This window comes from Helicobacter aurati, assembly GCF_003364265.1.
GTDB classification, from domain to species: Bacteria; Campylobacterota; Campylobacteria; order Campylobacterales; family Helicobacteraceae; genus Helicobacter_A; species Helicobacter_A aurati.
Map to the genome: position 1 here is coordinate 1 of NZ_NXLW01000005.1, position 16031 is coordinate 16031.

General features: G+C 35.7%; 15 protein-coding genes and 1 tRNA gene. 12 read left to right on the top strand and 4 right to left on the bottom strand.

Annotation, left to right across the window (positions count from 1 at the left end; translation table 11 throughout):
- Positions 1 to 191: 191 nt before the first annotated feature.
- A tRNA-Val gene (locus CQA66_RS03475) sits at positions 192 to 267 on the bottom strand.
- 155 nt (positions 268 to 422) lie between these two features.
- Between CQA66_RS03475 and aroC the strand changes: the two genes are divergently transcribed.
- The 8 genes from aroC to CQA66_RS03515 all read left to right on the top strand — a co-directional run bounded on the left by aroC (position 423) and on the right by CQA66_RS03515 (position 7317).
- Positions 423 to 1511 (top strand): chorismate synthase, encoded by a 1089-nt coding sequence (gene aroC / locus CQA66_RS03480; RefSeq protein WP_104762483.1) that lies wholly within the window; start codon positions 423 to 425, stop codon positions 1509 to 1511.
- A gap of 316 nt (positions 1512 to 1827) precedes the next feature.
- Complete coding sequence (gene ureA / locus CQA66_RS03485) at positions 1828 to 2505, top strand: urease subunit alpha (protein WP_104762482.1); 678 nt, start codon at positions 1828 to 1830, stop codon at positions 2503 to 2505.
- 10 nt (positions 2506 to 2515) lie between these two features.
- On the top strand, positions 2516 to 4225 hold the full coding sequence (gene ureB / locus CQA66_RS03490; protein WP_104762481.1) for an urease subunit beta: 1710 nt from the start codon (positions 2516 to 2518) through the stop codon (positions 4223 to 4225).
- A gap of 10 nt (positions 4226 to 4235) precedes the next feature.
- Positions 4236 to 4754: an AmiS/UreI family transporter gene (locus CQA66_RS03495; protein WP_104762480.1), complete on the top strand. Its 519-nt coding sequence runs from the start codon at positions 4236 to 4238 to the stop codon at positions 4752 to 4754.
- Complete coding sequence (locus CQA66_RS03500) at positions 4751 to 5272, top strand: urease accessory protein UreE (protein WP_158656995.1); 522 nt, start codon at positions 4751 to 4753, stop codon at positions 5270 to 5272. The genes CQA66_RS03495 and CQA66_RS03500 overlap by 4 nt, the downstream gene beginning before the upstream one ends.
- Positions 5273 to 5275: 3 nt before the next feature.
- Complete coding sequence (locus CQA66_RS03505; RefSeq protein WP_104762478.1) at positions 5276 to 5938, top strand: urease accessory protein UreF; 663 nt, start codon at positions 5276 to 5278, stop codon at positions 5936 to 5938.
- Between the two features lie 9 nt (positions 5939 to 5947).
- Positions 5948 to 6553 (top strand): urease accessory protein UreG, encoded by a 606-nt coding sequence (gene ureG / locus CQA66_RS03510; protein ID WP_104762477.1) that lies wholly within the window; start codon positions 5948 to 5950, stop codon positions 6551 to 6553.
- Positions 6550 to 7317 carry an urease accessory protein UreD gene (locus CQA66_RS03515; RefSeq protein ID WP_104762476.1) on the top strand — a complete coding sequence of 256 codons (768 nt, stop codon included), beginning with the start codon at positions 6550 to 6552 and terminating at the stop codon, positions 7315 to 7317. Before ureG ends, CQA66_RS03515 begins: the two co-directional genes overlap by 4 nt.
- Positions 7318 to 7430: 113 nt before the next feature.
- Here the strand turns inward: CQA66_RS03515 and flgG are convergent, their stop codons facing one another.
- Positions 7431 to 8219: a flagellar basal-body rod protein FlgG gene (gene flgG, locus CQA66_RS03520; protein ID WP_104762475.1), complete on the bottom strand. Its 789-nt coding sequence runs from the start codon at positions 8217 to 8219 to the stop codon at positions 7431 to 7433.
- Between the two features lie 134 nt (positions 8220 to 8353).
- Positions 8354 to 9532, bottom strand: a complete 1179-nt coding sequence (locus CQA66_RS03525; RefSeq protein ID WP_104762474.1) for an agmatine deiminase family protein — start codon at positions 9530 to 9532, stop codon at positions 8354 to 8356.
- A gap of 73 nt (positions 9533 to 9605) precedes the next feature.
- On the opposite strand from CQA66_RS03525, the gene tsaD reads away from it, so the two are divergent.
- Positions 9606 to 10814: a tRNA (adenosine(37)-N6)-threonylcarbamoyltransferase complex transferase subunit TsaD gene (gene tsaD / locus CQA66_RS03530; RefSeq protein WP_104762473.1), complete on the top strand. Its 1209-nt coding sequence runs from the start codon at positions 9606 to 9608 to the stop codon at positions 10812 to 10814.
- Positions 10815 to 10826: 12 nt separating this feature from the next.
- On the opposite strand, the gene CQA66_RS03535 is transcribed toward tsaD, so the two are convergent.
- Positions 10827 to 12002 carry a type II asparaginase gene (locus tag CQA66_RS03535; RefSeq protein ID WP_104762472.1) on the bottom strand — a complete coding sequence of 392 codons (1176 nt, stop codon included), beginning with the start codon at positions 12000 to 12002 and terminating at the stop codon, positions 10827 to 10829.
- Positions 12003 to 12166: 164 nt separating this feature from the next.
- Between CQA66_RS03535 and CQA66_RS03540 the strand changes: the two genes are divergently transcribed.
- The 3 genes from CQA66_RS03540 to CQA66_RS03550 are packed head-to-tail and all read left to right on the top strand — an operon-like array spanning position 12167 to position 16029.
- Positions 12167 to 13543: an MBOAT family O-acyltransferase gene (locus CQA66_RS03540; protein ID WP_104762471.1), complete on the top strand. Its 1377-nt coding sequence runs from the start codon at positions 12167 to 12169 to the stop codon at positions 13541 to 13543.
- A complete protein-coding gene (locus CQA66_RS03545) occupies positions 13543 to 14817 on the top strand; it encodes an SGNH/GDSL hydrolase family protein (protein ID WP_104762470.1) in 1275 nt (424 codons plus the stop codon). Before CQA66_RS03540 ends, CQA66_RS03545 begins: the two co-directional genes overlap by 1 nt.
- 9 nt (positions 14818 to 14826) lie before the next feature.
- Complete coding sequence (locus CQA66_RS03550) at positions 14827 to 16029, top strand: GDSL-type esterase/lipase family protein (protein ID WP_104762469.1); 1203 nt, start codon at positions 14827 to 14829, stop codon at positions 16027 to 16029.
- Positions 16030 to 16031: the final 2 nt, after the last annotated feature.

A 16031-nucleotide genomic window follows, 5' to 3' on the forward strand; every position in this document is an offset into this window, starting at 1 on the left:
TGCTTGGCAAAAGTTTGTAGATTCTCTAACTCTAACAAGGAAATTATCACTAAGGGTTGAATAGATATGATATTGTGTTTATAGGGTTTTGATTTTGGTGACATTAAACTTTGATGAGAGTCTAAAATATGATATAGTTACCTATGATTAGAAATAAAGAATATACAGGAAAGTAAGCTAAAAAGAAAAAGTGGTGGTTGCGACTGGACTCGAACCAGCGACCCCTACCATGTCAAGGTAGTGCTCTACCAACTGAGCTACGCTACCAAAAAAAGAATGTCCCATTATAATATAAAATATATAATACTTGATAACTAAAATCAAATGTTCTATATTCTATGTAAAATTTTTGTATAAACAACGAATCTTTCATTATTGACAATGTAGCGTATAGAGTTTATCTCAATTACAGAAGGAAAATTATGAATACAATCGGCATTCTATTGCAATATAGTTCATTCGGAGAAAGCCATGGTGTTGGCATTGGTGGTATGTTAAGCGGCATACCCGCCGGATTGAATATAGACTATGATTTTCTTAAAACAGAAATAGCGAGACGCAAAGGCGGAAGTAAATTCGCTACACCTAGAAAAGAAGATGATGATTTTGAGATTCTAAGTGGTATTTTCCAAGGCAAAAGCACAGGAACTCCTATTGGTTTTTTTATCCCCAATAAAAACGTAAAAAGTAAGGATTATAGCGAAATTAAAAACATTTTTCGACCTTCACATGCAGACTTTTCCTATCATCATAAATATGGCATAAGAGACTATCGAGGGGGAGGGAGAAGCAGCGCAAGAGAAACTGTTGCAAAAGTGTTAGCGGGCGGTATTGCAAAGCTTTTATTAAGAGAATTTCATATTGTAATACAAAGCGGCATTATTAATGTTGGAAGTGTTATTTCAGAAAAAAAATCTTTTAATGATAACGACTTCACATCAGCAACATGCAGTGAAATATTCGCTCTCGACCAAACAATAGAGGAAGCACAAAAATTAGAAATTCTCAATGCTAAAAAACATGGTGATAGTGTGGGTGCTAGTGCGCTTTTGCGCATAAAAAATGTACCTATCGGATTGGGGGAACCTCTAGGATATAAATTAGATTCTATCCTTGCACGCGACCTAATGGGACTAAATGCAGTTAAAGCAATAGAAATTGGTAGTGGTAGAGAATCAGCGTATAAAAAAGGTTCACAAAACAATGATTTTATTAATAAACACGGTTTCATTACCAATAATTCCGGTGGAATTTTAGGAGGAATTTCAAATGGTGAGGATATTATCATTACCGTACACTTTAAACCAACGCCTAGTATTTTTCAACCACAACAAAGCATCGATATAGAAGGTAAGGAATCCGTGATTAAACTACAAGGCAGACATGATCCTTGTGTTGGTGTGCGAGGTAGTGTTGTATGTGAGAGCATTGTGGCACTAGTGCTAGCAGACATGCTTCTACTCAATGCAAGTTCTACGCTACAAAACCTTAAAGCAATATATAATAAATAGCATTTGATTATGTGCAATATCCAACTCACATCTTCATAATTGATTTATTTTGTCCTATTACCTAATTATTACATTATTACAGGCATAGCAAGAATGCAATAAAGTTTGTATTCTCAACCCCCTCCACGCGATATAGATTTAGATTATCAGAAATAACAGAATCGTATCTATAGATTCTGTCTATTAACACTTCAAAATGATTGCATAGAATTACCTTAAACGTACATTCTTCATATATATTAAGAAATCTTGACTTTTTTAATAAAAATATTTTATAATATATCAATCTTAAAAGCTTGAACAGGAGGAAATATCTATGCGATTAACGCCCAGAGAATTAGATAAACTTATGTTGCACTACGCAGGAGAACTAGCAAAAAAACGTAAAGAACGTGGAATAAAATTGAACTATGTGGAATCAATTGCTCTAATCAGCATGGAAATTATGGAACTTGCACGAGAAGGAACAAAAAGTGTTGCCGAACTCATGCAATTTGGGAGACAAATTCTAAAAGATTCAGATGTAATGGATGGTGTAGCAAACATGATTCATGAAGTACAAGTAGAAGTAACTTTTCCAGATGGAACAAAACTTGTCAGCATACATAATCCGATTGAAGACAATGGCAAACTCGCACCTGGTGAATATATACTCAAAAACGAAGACATAATTTTAAACGCAGACAAAAAAGCAATAGAAATACAAGTCATCAATAAAGCAGACAGACCTATACAAGTAGGTTCGCATTTTCACTTTTTTGAAGTCAATAAATTATTGCAATTTGACAGAAAAAAGGCATTGGGAAAACGTCTAGACATACCTTCAGGAACAGCCGTGAGATTCGAACCAGGCGAACGTAAAAATGTGCAACTTATTGACTTTGGTGGTAAAAAAAGAGTTTTTGGCTTTAATGATTTAGTAAATACACACATAAATCAAAGCAATGCTCAACAATGCTATGACACAGCAATGCAAAAACACTTTAGCAATTAAGGAGGGAATGATGATAAAAATTACAAGAAAACAATATGCTTCTATGTATGGACCTACCATTGGCGACAAAGTAAGGCTGGGGGACACCAATTTATTTGCAGAAATTGAAAAGGACTTTACATTATACGGAGAAGAAATTAAGTTTGGTGGAGGGAAAACTATTCGCGATGGCATGGCGCAATCTGTAAGTAGTCATAACGATTCACTTGACGTAGTAATTACTAATGCGATAATTATCGATTATTGCGGAATCTATAAAGCAGATATTGGTATTAAAGAAGGAAAAATTGTAGGTGTTGGTAAAGCGGGGAACCCAGACATACAAGATGGCATACATTCTACAATGGTAGTCGGAGCAAACACTGAAGCTATAGCTGGGGAAGGGCTTATCGTTACGGCAGGAGGAATCGATACTCATATCCACTTTATCTCTCCTACGCAGATTCCGACCGCATTGTATAGCGGTATCACAACTATGATAGGAGGCGGGACAGGACCTACAGCTGGAACAAACGCTACAACTTGTACGCCAGGAAAATACAACATTAAACAAATGCTACGTTCCATTGAAGGCTACGCAATGAATTTTGGGCTACTAGGAAAAGGGAACAGTTCAAATGAAAACGCTTTAGAATCACAAATTAAAGCCGGAGCATTAGGGTTAAAAATACACGAAGACTGGGGCTCAACTCCTGCTGTCATCAATCACGCTCTTAATGTTGCAGAAAAATATGATGTACAAGTGGCTATACACACGGATACCTTAAACGAAAGTGGCTGTGTGGAAGACACCCTAAATGCCATAGCAGGCAGAACTATACACACATTCCACACAGAGGGAGCTGGTGGTGGGCATGCTCCAGATATTATTAAAGCGGCAGGAGAAATGAACATTTTACCCGCTTCTACCAATCCTACTATCCCTTTCACAAAAAATACAGCCGATGAACACTTAGATATGCTTATGGTATGCCATCATTTAGATAAACATATTAAAGAAGATGTTTCATTCGCAGACAGTAGAATCCGCCCAGAAACAATCGCGGCAGAAGACGCCTTGCATGATATGGGGATTTTTTCGATTACTAGCTCTGATTCCCAAGCTATGGGCAGAGTCGGCGAAGTGATTATTAGAACTTGGCAAATGGCAGATAAATGTAAAAATGAATTTGGACCACTAAAAGAAGAAAAAGATGACAATGATAACTTCAGAATCAAAAGATATATTGCAAAATATACAATTAATCCGGCCGTAGCGCATGGCATTTCAGAATATGTAGGTTCTATTGAAGAAGGTAAATTCGCTGATTTAGTCCTTTGGAAACCAAGCATGTTTGGTGTAAAACCTGAAATGATTATTAAAAATGGAATGGTTGTGGCAGCCAAAATGGGGGATTCCAACGCATCTATTCCTACTCCAGAGCCAGTAACATATACAAAAATGTTTGGAAGCTATGGAAAAGCAAAATATGATTGTGGCATTACTTTTGTTTCAAAAATCGCCTATGATTCAAACATTAAGGAAAAGCTTGGTTTAGAGAGAGTGGTCGTACCAGTAAAAAATTGCCGCAACATTACAAAAAAGGATATGAAACACAACGACGTAACTGCACAAATTGAAGTTAATCCAGAAACCTACGAAGTAAAAGTGAACGGTGTGAAAATAACTTCTAAGCCTGTCAATAAGGTTTCTTTAGGACAGCTCTATCATTTATTTTAAGGGGTAAAGCATGTTGGGCATTGTATTAATGTATGTAGCAATTGTTTTAATTAATAACGGTATTTGTCGTATTGCAAATATTAATAGCAAAACATGTTCGGTAATGAATATCTTTGTGGGCTTACTCTCTGTCATTATAAATATCATCGTTATTGTGCATGGGGACATTGTTGGTGACAAAAATGATTTTTACGCGGCTGCCACTGGGTTACTTTTTGGATTCACTTATTTATTTGTAGCATGCAATAATCTCTTTAATCTTGATTTGAGAGCATACGGATGGTATAGCCTATTTGTTGCCATAAATTCTATACCTGCAGCCTATCTAAGCTACAATAATAATGGTCGCACACAAGAGAACATTGCCTTTGCTATTATCTGGCTTGCTTGGGGGATTCTATGGCTTACAGGTTGGATAGAAACCGTGCTGAAGATTGAAATTAAGTTCGTTCCTTATTTGGCAATTATCGAAGGGATTGTTACGGCTTGGATTCCTTCATGGTTAATCCTTGTGGGATATTGGAAATGATAGTAGAGAGAGTTCTTGGCAATATTCACACAGCAAATTACAAGCACTTGGAAGTTGATAGGGTGCAAATGGAATGGTATGATACAGGGAAAAGAATAGCACTTTTACAATCAGAAAACGGACAAACTCTAGCCATGCGGCTTGCAAACGTACCGAAACACGGATTGAAAGACGGTGATATACTTTTTCAAGATTCGCGCAGAATCATCATTATTACTATTCTGCCGACTCTAGCACTTTCTATACAGATACAAGATTGGGAAAGCATAGTAAGAGTATGCTATGAAATCGGTAATTTACATATTCCATTATTTTTTGGTAGAAATAATACAGAATTACAAGCACCCTTTGAAAAACCTCTTCAGAGAGCCCTTGAAAAGCTTTGTATCCCTTTTGAAAAAGAAATGTATATCCTAGATAACAAAAACAGAATCTATATGGCTAGCCCATTTATTGCTCAAGAGCCAAGATTGACGAGAAATTCAAATTTTACCGTTACAGTAACAAGAAAGGATTAAGATTTGGATTTTCTACTCTTACAAATCAATGATGCGCTTTTTCCGATAGGAAGTTATACGCATTCGTTTGGATTAGAAAGCTATGTGCAACTTGAAAGAATCACAACAAAACAAGAAGTACAAGATTATTTAAAGGCTTACCTTAATACACAAATCTTATACACGGATTTATTAGCAATAAAACTTATCCACGAGATAGATTCATTGCAGGAAATTCTTATTTTAGAAGAAACTATACATGCAGCTAGTGCAGCAAATGAATTACGAAATGCCAATCGGAAACTAGGAGCAAGGTTTGTCAAAACCATTAATGCCATGCAGCTGGAACGCAAGGAACTTTTTGAACAATATATACAAACGAGTCAACTACACATTTATGTGGTAGCTTACGGCGTATTCTGTAAGGCATATACTCTTAACTATCAACATTGTATACAGCAGTATCTCTATGCACAAGCTTCCAATACTCTTACAAATTGTGTTAAACTCATTCCGTTAGCGCAAAGTTGTGGGCAAGAAATACTCGCTTCTCTACATAATGAGTTTATTGCAATTTCTAAGAAATTAGAGAATCTACAGAGGCGAGATTTTTGCAATGTAGCAATTCATTATGAAATTAAAGCTATGCAGCATGAAAATCTCTATTCAAGACTTTACATGTCATAAAGGAAAAAAATGATAAAAATAGGCGTATGCGGACCTGTGGGAAGTGGAAAAACAGCACTCATAGAATGTCTTACACGTATTTTACACAAAGACTATTCACTCGCCGTAATTACAAACGACATCTACACGCAAGAAGATGCGAAATTTATGAGCGCGAATTCTGTCTTACCTATCGAAAGAATTATCGGAGTAGAAACTGGCGGTTGCCCACATACTGCCATCAGAGAAGATGCCTCTATGAATCTTGAAGCTGTGGAAGAAATGCAAAAACGGTTTCCAGATATTCAGATTCTATTCATAGAAAGTGGGGGAGATAACCTTTCTGCCACATTTAGTCCAGAGTTGGCAGATTTTACAATATTTGTTATTGATGTTTCTGGAGGAGATAAAATTCCAAGAAAGGGTGGACCGGGAATTACGCGTTCAGATTTATTACTAATCAATAAAATTGATTTAGCTCCTTATGTTGGTGCTAATTTAGAAATTATGCTAAGGGACGCCAAAATGATGAGGGGTAATAAGCCCTTTTTCTTCACAAACATTCAGACTAAAGAAGGAATAGCCGACGTAATAAAGTGGATAAAAAAATACGCACTCTTAGAAGATTATCAATGAATAGCTTTACGCAAGAAAGTACATTGCAACTTAAAACTAAAGTTAATGCAAATAATAAAAATATCATTGAAAAGATGTTTTTCACACCTCCACTTAAAATTCTTACACCGTTAGAAGAAGACAATATTACAACTATTATGCTCTTGTCTGTATCAGCTGGGTTAATGAAAGGAGACAATCATAAGATACAAATAGAAATAGGCAAACACAGTAAGATAAGGCTCACTTCTCAAAGTTATGAAAAAATACATGACACACAAAATGGGCATGCAAGCAAGCACATGTATATTACATTAGGAGAAAATGCCGTATTAGATTACACGCCACTGCCAATAATGCCTTTCAAAAACTCTAGTTTTAAGGGCCATACACAAATTTACCTTGAAAAAAACTCTAAACTCTACTTTAGCGAGATTTTTTGTGCTGGTAGAGTAGAAAATGGAGAATTATTTGATTTTCGAGAGTTTGATTCTAAATTATCTATTTATAAAAATAACCGTTTAGCATATTTTGAAAATATGCTTTTAAAGCCTACGCAAGTAAAAATGCAAAATTGCTGCTCATTTGATAATTATACACATAGTCTAAGTCTAATAATATTTGATGACAACATCGATTTTTCATTATTAAAACAAAAAGTCTCTAAGGCTAACGCAAATATCAATATTGGTATCAGCAAAAACAACGAAAGTATCATCATTAAAGCACTAGCACACACAAGCGAAACTCTACTGCAATTTAGAGAAAGCTTGGAACTAGTATAGAATCTAATCTTTCACCATTCAGCTTAGATACATAAATGACTAATTGACAAACCGATACACAAATTTCATCTTTGCTTTGCGGTTCTATTAATCAATTAAATAATTTCAATAGATTATCGTTTCAATCCATTGACAGTTTGCAACATAGAATCTGCCGTTTGGATACTCTTTGAATTTGCTTCATAAGCCCTCTGTCCAGTAATAAGATCGGTCATTTCAGAGACAAGCCTTACGTTACTCAATTCGAGAAAGCCTGCGCGAATATTCCCTAAACCATCTTGTCCTGCGATTCCTTCAATTGGCTCACCACTCGCATTGGTATTCATGTAGAGATTATCCCCTAGTCCATGCAAACCTGCAGGATTAACAAAATTCACTAATTGAATTTGCCCAAGAACTTCCGCTTGTCCATTATTTCCCAATGTAACACTCACAGTACCATCTGCTCCTATATTAATGCTTTGTGCCTCTGGCGGAACAGTGATTTGTGGTTGCACAAGATACCCTTCTGAAGTAACGATATTACCTTGATCATCAAGCTTAAAATTCCCGCTACGAGTATAGGCAATATTACCATCGGGAAGTTGTATAGGAAAGAATCCTTTTCCCATTATTGCTAAATCAAGTGGATTTTCAGTTTCTTTGGGACTACCTTGTGAGAAAATTCTGTTAATTGCGCCCGTGCGAACACCTACCCCCACTTCTATACCGGTTGGTGTAAGTGTAGTTTCACTAGTTTGCGTACCCGCAAATTGTAATGCCTGATAAAACAAATCATTAAATTCCGCCCGCTGCCTTTTGAATCCAACTGTGTTAACATTGGCAATATTGTTTGAAGTTGTATCTATTTGAAGTTGCTGCCCTAACATTCCTGTTGTAGCAGTATAAAGCGAACGCATCATATCACTGTCCTTAGTTGTCTTAATATAATAATAGACTACGCTAGCAAAATCTATACCATAATTAAAATTTAGCAATTAAAGATTCTCAATTCTTGAATTGCATATTCCACAAATTAAACACTCAATGCAATAAATTAATGGAATTGCATAGTTGCGCAATGCAAGCTGCCTTCCTGTGTTATTAACGCTTTACAATCCACAGTGGTAATAGTATAATCAGGCAATGCTCTTTGCAATATTTGTAACGCAAGTGAATCGGTAGGCTTCTGATAAATAGGCATAAGCAAATGCTTTTGATTAAGAAAGAGAAAATTAATATAACTTGCAGGCAAATATCTCATTTGCAAAGTTTCATCACTGCCAATAAGACTTTTATTAGAGTCTAAATGGCTAGATTCTTCTTTAAAAACACACAACGGTAAAGCAACAAGCTTCAAATTATGAATGCTTGCTAGATCTTCTAATTCTTTTTCCATAGCTTGAAGCTCACTAAAATGTAAATCATGAGAATCTTGACACTGCACATAAACAATCGTATCCTCGGAAATAAAACGTGCAAGAGTATCAATATGTCCGTCGGTTGTTCTATCGCCCTCTAAAAATCCTCTTGTAAGCCACAAAATCGTTGAAACACCTAAGTATTGCTTTAGTTTTTCTTCTATTTGCTCTTTTGTAAGATGAGGGTTACGATTGGATTCTAAAAGACATTGAGCAGTGGTTAGCAACATACCTGCTCCGTTGCTATCAATACTACCCCCTTCCAAAATCATATCTCGCAATTTCATGTTAGAAAAAAACCCTAATTTTTGTATCTGGTTATTGATTTGATTATCGAGGTTAGCAGGATATTTTAACCCCCAGCCATTAAAACCAAAATTTCCAAATTCATGCAAATATTCATCCTCTGCGTATTGTTTCTCCTGCTCTATAAGCCTGCCGAAGAACCCCAGATTCTCACTTTGCCAATTTCCTTTACCTAAAACCGCATTAGCAATATTTGTAATAGTTTGAGTATTTTTGCCTCGCTTCACAGAAATAGGTAAACAATCCCTAGCCCAAACATCATTGCTTTCTATTTCTATACAATGACATTTATAGGCTACTCCCTCTAAGGTTTGCAATACTTCTTGTATGTGTTTTTTTGTTTCTTCATCATGAGGGTGGAGAATGAGAAGAATATCCTCTACTTTAAGAATCTTAGCAATGATAGTATCATAGCAATCTTGGACTTCCTTAAGGTTTAATGCAAATCCGCAAAATTTATGCGGATAAATGAGTACTACACCTTTTTGTTTTTCCCATTCTGCAAACATAATAACCTTTCTAATTTAGATAATTTTTGTAAAATTATAACATTGATTCTTTGAAGCTCGTTAAGGAAAAGAAGTGAATATTCTTAGTATTGAATCCAGCTGTGATGATAGCTCTCTCGCCTTACAAAATCTCGATTGCAATCTCTTATGGCATAGAAAAATTTCTCAAGAAAACGCTCATACATATTTTGGTGGCGTTGTGCCAGAGCTTGCTTCAAGACTTTTTGCCAAAGATTTACCTTACTTACTTGGAGAATTTAAAGAAAAGCATAGTTTTAATAATTTATGCGCTATTGCAGTAACTTATGAGCCAGGTCTTGCCACTTCTCTATTAGAAGGAGTTATAATGGCAAAAGGACTATCCCTCTCTCTCAATGTTCCTTTGCTAGGGATAAACCACTTAAAAGGGCATATTTATTCATTATTTATTAATCAGCCGATGGTCAAAATGCCAATCAGTGTTTTGCTGGTTTCTGGTGGACATACTATGATTATTGAATGTTTCGATTATGACAATATGCAAATTATTTCTAGCACGCTCGACGACAGCTTTGGTGAATGTTATGATAAAGCTGCAAAAATGCTTTCGCTTGGTTATCCCGGCGGTATGGTCATAGATTCTCTAGCTAGAGAAGCACTTAACGATCATGTTACTCCTATAAAGCTTCCTGTTCCCCTTATGCACACGCATACCCTACACTTTAGCTTTTCTGGACTTAAAAATGCCTTTCGTTTAGCACTTCAAGAGCAAAAAGAGTTACAAAAACTTATAGAATCCCATTCCCATTATACTCATTCTCTACATAATACGGCAAAAAACCCCTTAGCCAACAAGCAAAAACATCATTCTTTGCTGTCTCATGACTTATCGTCTCAAACACAAGAGGCACAGAAAATAAAACAACAGATTCTTGCTCATCCCTCAACAAAAGCTTTATCATTAGGCTTACAGCAAAGTGCAGTAACACATCTCTTGCAAAAGTGTGAAAAATATCTCAAATCAACATCTAATATTCCATATTTCGCAGTGGTTGGTGGAGCAAGTGCTAACTCGCTATTACGCGATAAAATACAGGATTTGGTTGCAAAATATCAAAAAAAATTACTGCTCGCAGATATGCAATATTGCAGTGATAACGCTGCAATGATTGGTAGAGCCGCTTTAGCATATTTAGAATCTAATCCACAAGCATTAAACAAAAACAATGCAGCAAACTGCTTAAATCTTGACATCACAACACACAATACAGAAATTACTAACAACCACATAGAACGCACATAGGGCGATAGAATATTAATAACGCGCAAAAATCCTTGCAATATCTTTTGTGTTATTGGTTTGTGTAAGAGCAAGCATAAGCAATACACGCGCCTTTTGAGGATTCAAATCCCCACTCCCAATAAAGCCAAGTTCCGAATCAGATTCACTCGCAAAAACCATACCAGCATTTACCCTCGAACTTTGAACAACAATTAACCCCTCTTGCATGAGTTGCCGTAATGTTTCTTTGTGATTCTTATGTATGCTTCCAGCACCACTTCCGGCAACAACAAGCCCTTTTGTTCCATGATTAAATAAAGCTTGTGCCGCAATAGATGAGCCATCATTGGCATAAGAGTATAAAATATCTACTTGTGGCAATGTATCCAAATTGCTTACGTCAAATTCACTCGTAATTGTATGGGGTTTATTGGGTAGAGAATAAAAAAACGCTTCACCATCGACAATATAGCCCATATCTCCACTATTTGTTGAAGAAAAAGCATCAACGTTAAGAGTATGCGTTTTAGTTACATAACGTGCACTCTGAATCCTGTCATTCATAACCACCATAACGCCCTTACCTTTTGCGCGAGTGTCCGCTGCCAAGCTCACACCGTTATAGAGGTTTTTCGCTCCGTCTGCACTCATTGCTGTACTTGGTCGCATAGCACCCACAATGACTACAGGCTTATTACTTTTTAACACCAAATGTAAAAAAAGAGCGGTTTCTTCCATCGTGTCAGTGCCATGTGTAATAACAGCACCATCAACTGTAGAATCTTGCAATAATTCATTTAAACGTTTGGCAAGATTAAGCCAAATCTCATTGCTCATATCAGCACTATCAATATTAGCAATCTGCTCCCCTTTGATATTAGCAAGATTCTTTATTTCGGGCACAGCGTTTATTAATGTCTCAACCCCTACTACTCCCGCAGTATAATCTGTTGTATTAATATGGGAATCGGTAGTGCCAGCAATAGTTCCTCCTGTCGCAAGAATAACTATATTAGGCTTACTTCTGTCGCTAACATTTGAAACTTGTTTCTGTTCATTTGTTTTTGTTACTACGTCTACGTTGCTTATTGGATTCTCCTTTTGCTCGACTTGTGATTGATTTTCTGCAACTTCTGATTCACTTTTTGTATCAGAACAACCAAAAAACCCCAATAATAAGCACAAAGCTATATACAGTGATAATCTCATAAATCCACCTTTTCAAATAAGCAAAGATTGTAATAAATTTCTTTTGTCATGTCAAGCTTCCATGTACAATCCCAGACAAAAGCCATTCAAGTCTTTGTTAATGTTTCTCTTTTATTCTTTGAAATTACTTATAATAACAACGAACTTCTCCTTTGGATAACTTAATGATTTTCTTTACCGTTGAATTTGCTTGTTTTTTACTTGCATTCCTTGTTATCTATTGGATCGTGTTACGGTTCTTCGGCTTAAATGCACAAAATTTATTGCTATTGCTTTTTAATTATGTATTGATTGTTTGGATAAATCCCTATTTTGCATTAGTCGTTTTTATTTATACATTCACCATTTACCTTTTTGCATTGCTTATTTTTGAATTTGATTCAAAAACTTTGTTTGCTTGTTGTTTAAGCTGCATCATACTTAATCTGTGCTTTTTTAAATACTTTCCTGCAATAAAGGATAGTTTTGATATTCTACTTGGTTTTTTGGGTTTTTCCGCACAACAAGCTGATGTTATCTTTCCTCTAGGGCTTAGCTTTTACACTTTCGCCTCAATAACCTATTTGCATAGTGTACTGCAAGGTACTATGCCACAAAGCTTTCTTTCTCTAGCATGCTATCTTTCTTTTTTTCCAACTTTTATTTCTGGTCCCATTATGAGAAGTCAGTATTTCTTTGAACAACTTTATAGCATTCGTAAATTAGAAAACATTTCATTAATTGTAGTGCTTATTCTTTTTGGAATCACAAAAAAAGTTTTCTTAGCCAATTATTTACAAATTTATTCCGAATCAATTCTACATAACCCTAGCATTTATAATTCCCTAACTCTGTTGCTTGGAATTTACGCATATTGTGTGCAACTTTATTGCGATTTTAGTGGATACATTAACTTAGTAACTGCTTTTGCATTAATGATAGGCTTTACCCTTCCTCAAAACTTCAACATGCCATATATGGCACGCAATATCAAAGATTTTTGGGCAAGATGGCATATTAGTCTTTCACTATTTATTAGAGATTATATTTATATTCCTCTTGGTGGCAATCAAAAGGGATTCTTTCTTACGCAGATTTTTGTTCTTATTTCATTTGCCTTATCTGGAATCTGGCATGGTAATAGCTGGAATTTTCTTGTCTGGGGGCTTTTGCATGGTGTAGCAACGATTTGTCTTAACATTCTAAGATTCTATAACTTTCGTATTAACGTCCCTTATGTGAGTTCTATCATTACATTTCACTTTGTAGCTTTCACTTGGCTGTTTTTCGTTTACACAGATATACAAGATTCACTTTTCTATATCAAATCACTATTCCTCAATCTCACATTGCCCACAAATTCATTGCAATGGCAATATCTCATCTTATGCGCATTATGTTTTTTTATGTATCCATTTACATGTAATGCAATGCAATATGGCTGTAAGATTTTGGATTCTCTCCCACTCATCTTACAGCCACTCTTAATTGCCCTTGTAGCAATTCTAATTATCGGATTAAGTGCCAATGGGATTCCAAATTTTATTTATGCGGGATTCTAATGCAGCTTATTCGTTTGCTTTTTCTTGGAGTTATTAGTTTAGTATTGGTGTGTTTTGTCTTTCATCGTAGTCTTATAGATTATTTCATGCAAACCTATCATATCAATATCAAACCTTTAGAAACAAACTCACTCTTCCGACCAAGTTTAGAAACTGCATCCGCTGTTGCAAGCACACTTGATAAATGGCGCACACAAATCTTTGAGCAAGACTCGACACAACTACAATCACCCTATACAGAATCTGCACAAGGTAATTTATTGCATGAAAAACCCTCCGAATCTTTCGCGTCAAGAGAATCACAAACGCATACCGAAAAACCTAGCATAACCTTACCGCCAGCTATAGGCAATGATGATAGACAATTCACACAATCCAACAATCAACCACTAAAAAACATACAATTTATCGATGGAAAACTCCTTATTAACAAAGACACAGAGTTTCTTTTAATTGGAGATTCCCTTATGCAAGGCATTGGAATAATGCTTGTTCGAGCATTAAGAACAAAAGGCTTACGTGCGTATAATATTGCAAAACAAAACACTGGACTCACTTTTACTTCATTCTTCAATTGGGCACGGACAACACAAAAAGCATTAGAAAAGAATCCAAAAATCTCTGTTCTCGTAGTTTGCTTAGGTGCAAATGATCCATGGGACGTAAAAGGAATAAAATTTGGAAGTGAAAAATGGAATACCTTATACAATGCAAAGATAGAAGAGGTACTTTCCATTGCAAGAGAACATGCGGTATTTGTTGTGTGGTTTCAAGTACCAACCATAAAAAACGAACAGCTTAATAACAAAATCGCCTTACTTAATGCTATGTATGCAAAAAATCTAGAATCTCATGGGCTATTCATTAAGACGGAAATATTAACAAATGAAGGCAAATTCAGTAGTTACATTAAGAATACAGAGGGCAAAAGCGTGCTTGTTCGTGCACAAGATGGAATCCATCTAACCACCAAGGGTTCGGAAATCTTAAGTAATCTCCTACTTGAGAAAATCATCGTCCAAGAACACAGCCCACATAACATCACAAACATATCAGAGCAATATAATCAAAATACCATACAAACTAAAACATTAGAATCTCACAATCCAATCAAAGAGCATTTGCAGCCAAATAGTCATTTAGATTCTCATGCTAATTCTCCTGTCATCAATGATACAGCAAATAAAGAATCTAATAGAGAGTCTAAAACAGATAAAACCTCCCCTTTTACATCGCATCCATTCTTTTCCGCACAACAAGCCAAGACGCAATAAAGGAATAACGTGAAACAATTAGCAAGCTTTTTATTTTTACTTTTCACATTGCAAATTCTACATGCAGCTGGTTTTCTCGACAAGAACCAACAATTTAAAAAATATTTACAACAAGCCAAAATCTTGAATTTTAGTCAGAACACACAAGCAATAGAAAATTTCAGGAATAAATGGTTGGCAAAAAAGAATCTAAAAATTCGCGTTTTAGGGGATTCTCATATTGCGGCAGATTTTATCACTCATGAACTACGTACAATTCTAGGAAATGCCAACTCTATAGGATTCACCTATCCTATTATGCCAGACTATCATCAAAACCTCCTGCTCTCTTATCAAAGCACAAACTTTCGAATTTTAGATTCCAGAAAGAAATTTGCTGATTATGCTCTTGATTATCCATTAGGTGGGATTATCGCCGTTGTCGAGAAACTACCAGCTAGCATTACCCTTAATGTTAAAGAATCCTTACTCAATATTGCAAACAAAAATTTTACTACTCAAATCATTTTTCAAGGACCAGCAAATACTCATTCTTTCCGAATTGAAGATGCAAACCATAACACTGCGATACTTGCCGCAAAAACACAGCAGTGGGAAATTGCGCAACATGATTTCACTTTCCCGATTACTATTTATGCTCTTAATGAAAAAGCAAAACTAGGAGGGTATTTTATTTATAAAAAAAACAATCCATTGCTTATAGAACATTTAGGAGTAAACGGGGTACGTTCAGATATTTGGCTCAAATGGAATCTCAAAGCAGTCAAAAGACAATTGAGCTTACTTGAATACGATCTTATTATTCTGTGCTATGGCAGCAATGACGCAACACTCGATAATCTCAATAGAGAAAAATTTATACGCAATTATTCAGAGTTCATCAGGATTTTAAGACACTATAATCCGCATACATTAATTTTGCTTGTTTCACCACCGCCCGTTTTGCTACCTATACCTTCAAACAAAGCAGAAATAAAACAATATAGACTTGCAAAGAGCTTTCAAGCTGTTCAAGAAGCAATCCATATCATCGCACAAAAGGAACATACCCTACTCTTTGACACTAACGACTTTATTCAAAAAACAGGATCCAAAAAACAATGGACGCTCAACAATCTCTCTAAACCAGACGTACATCTAAGTCCTGCTGGATATAAGCTCATTGCAAACGCTCTCTATAAGGCATTGCAAGATATATTCTCGGCAAGATAATT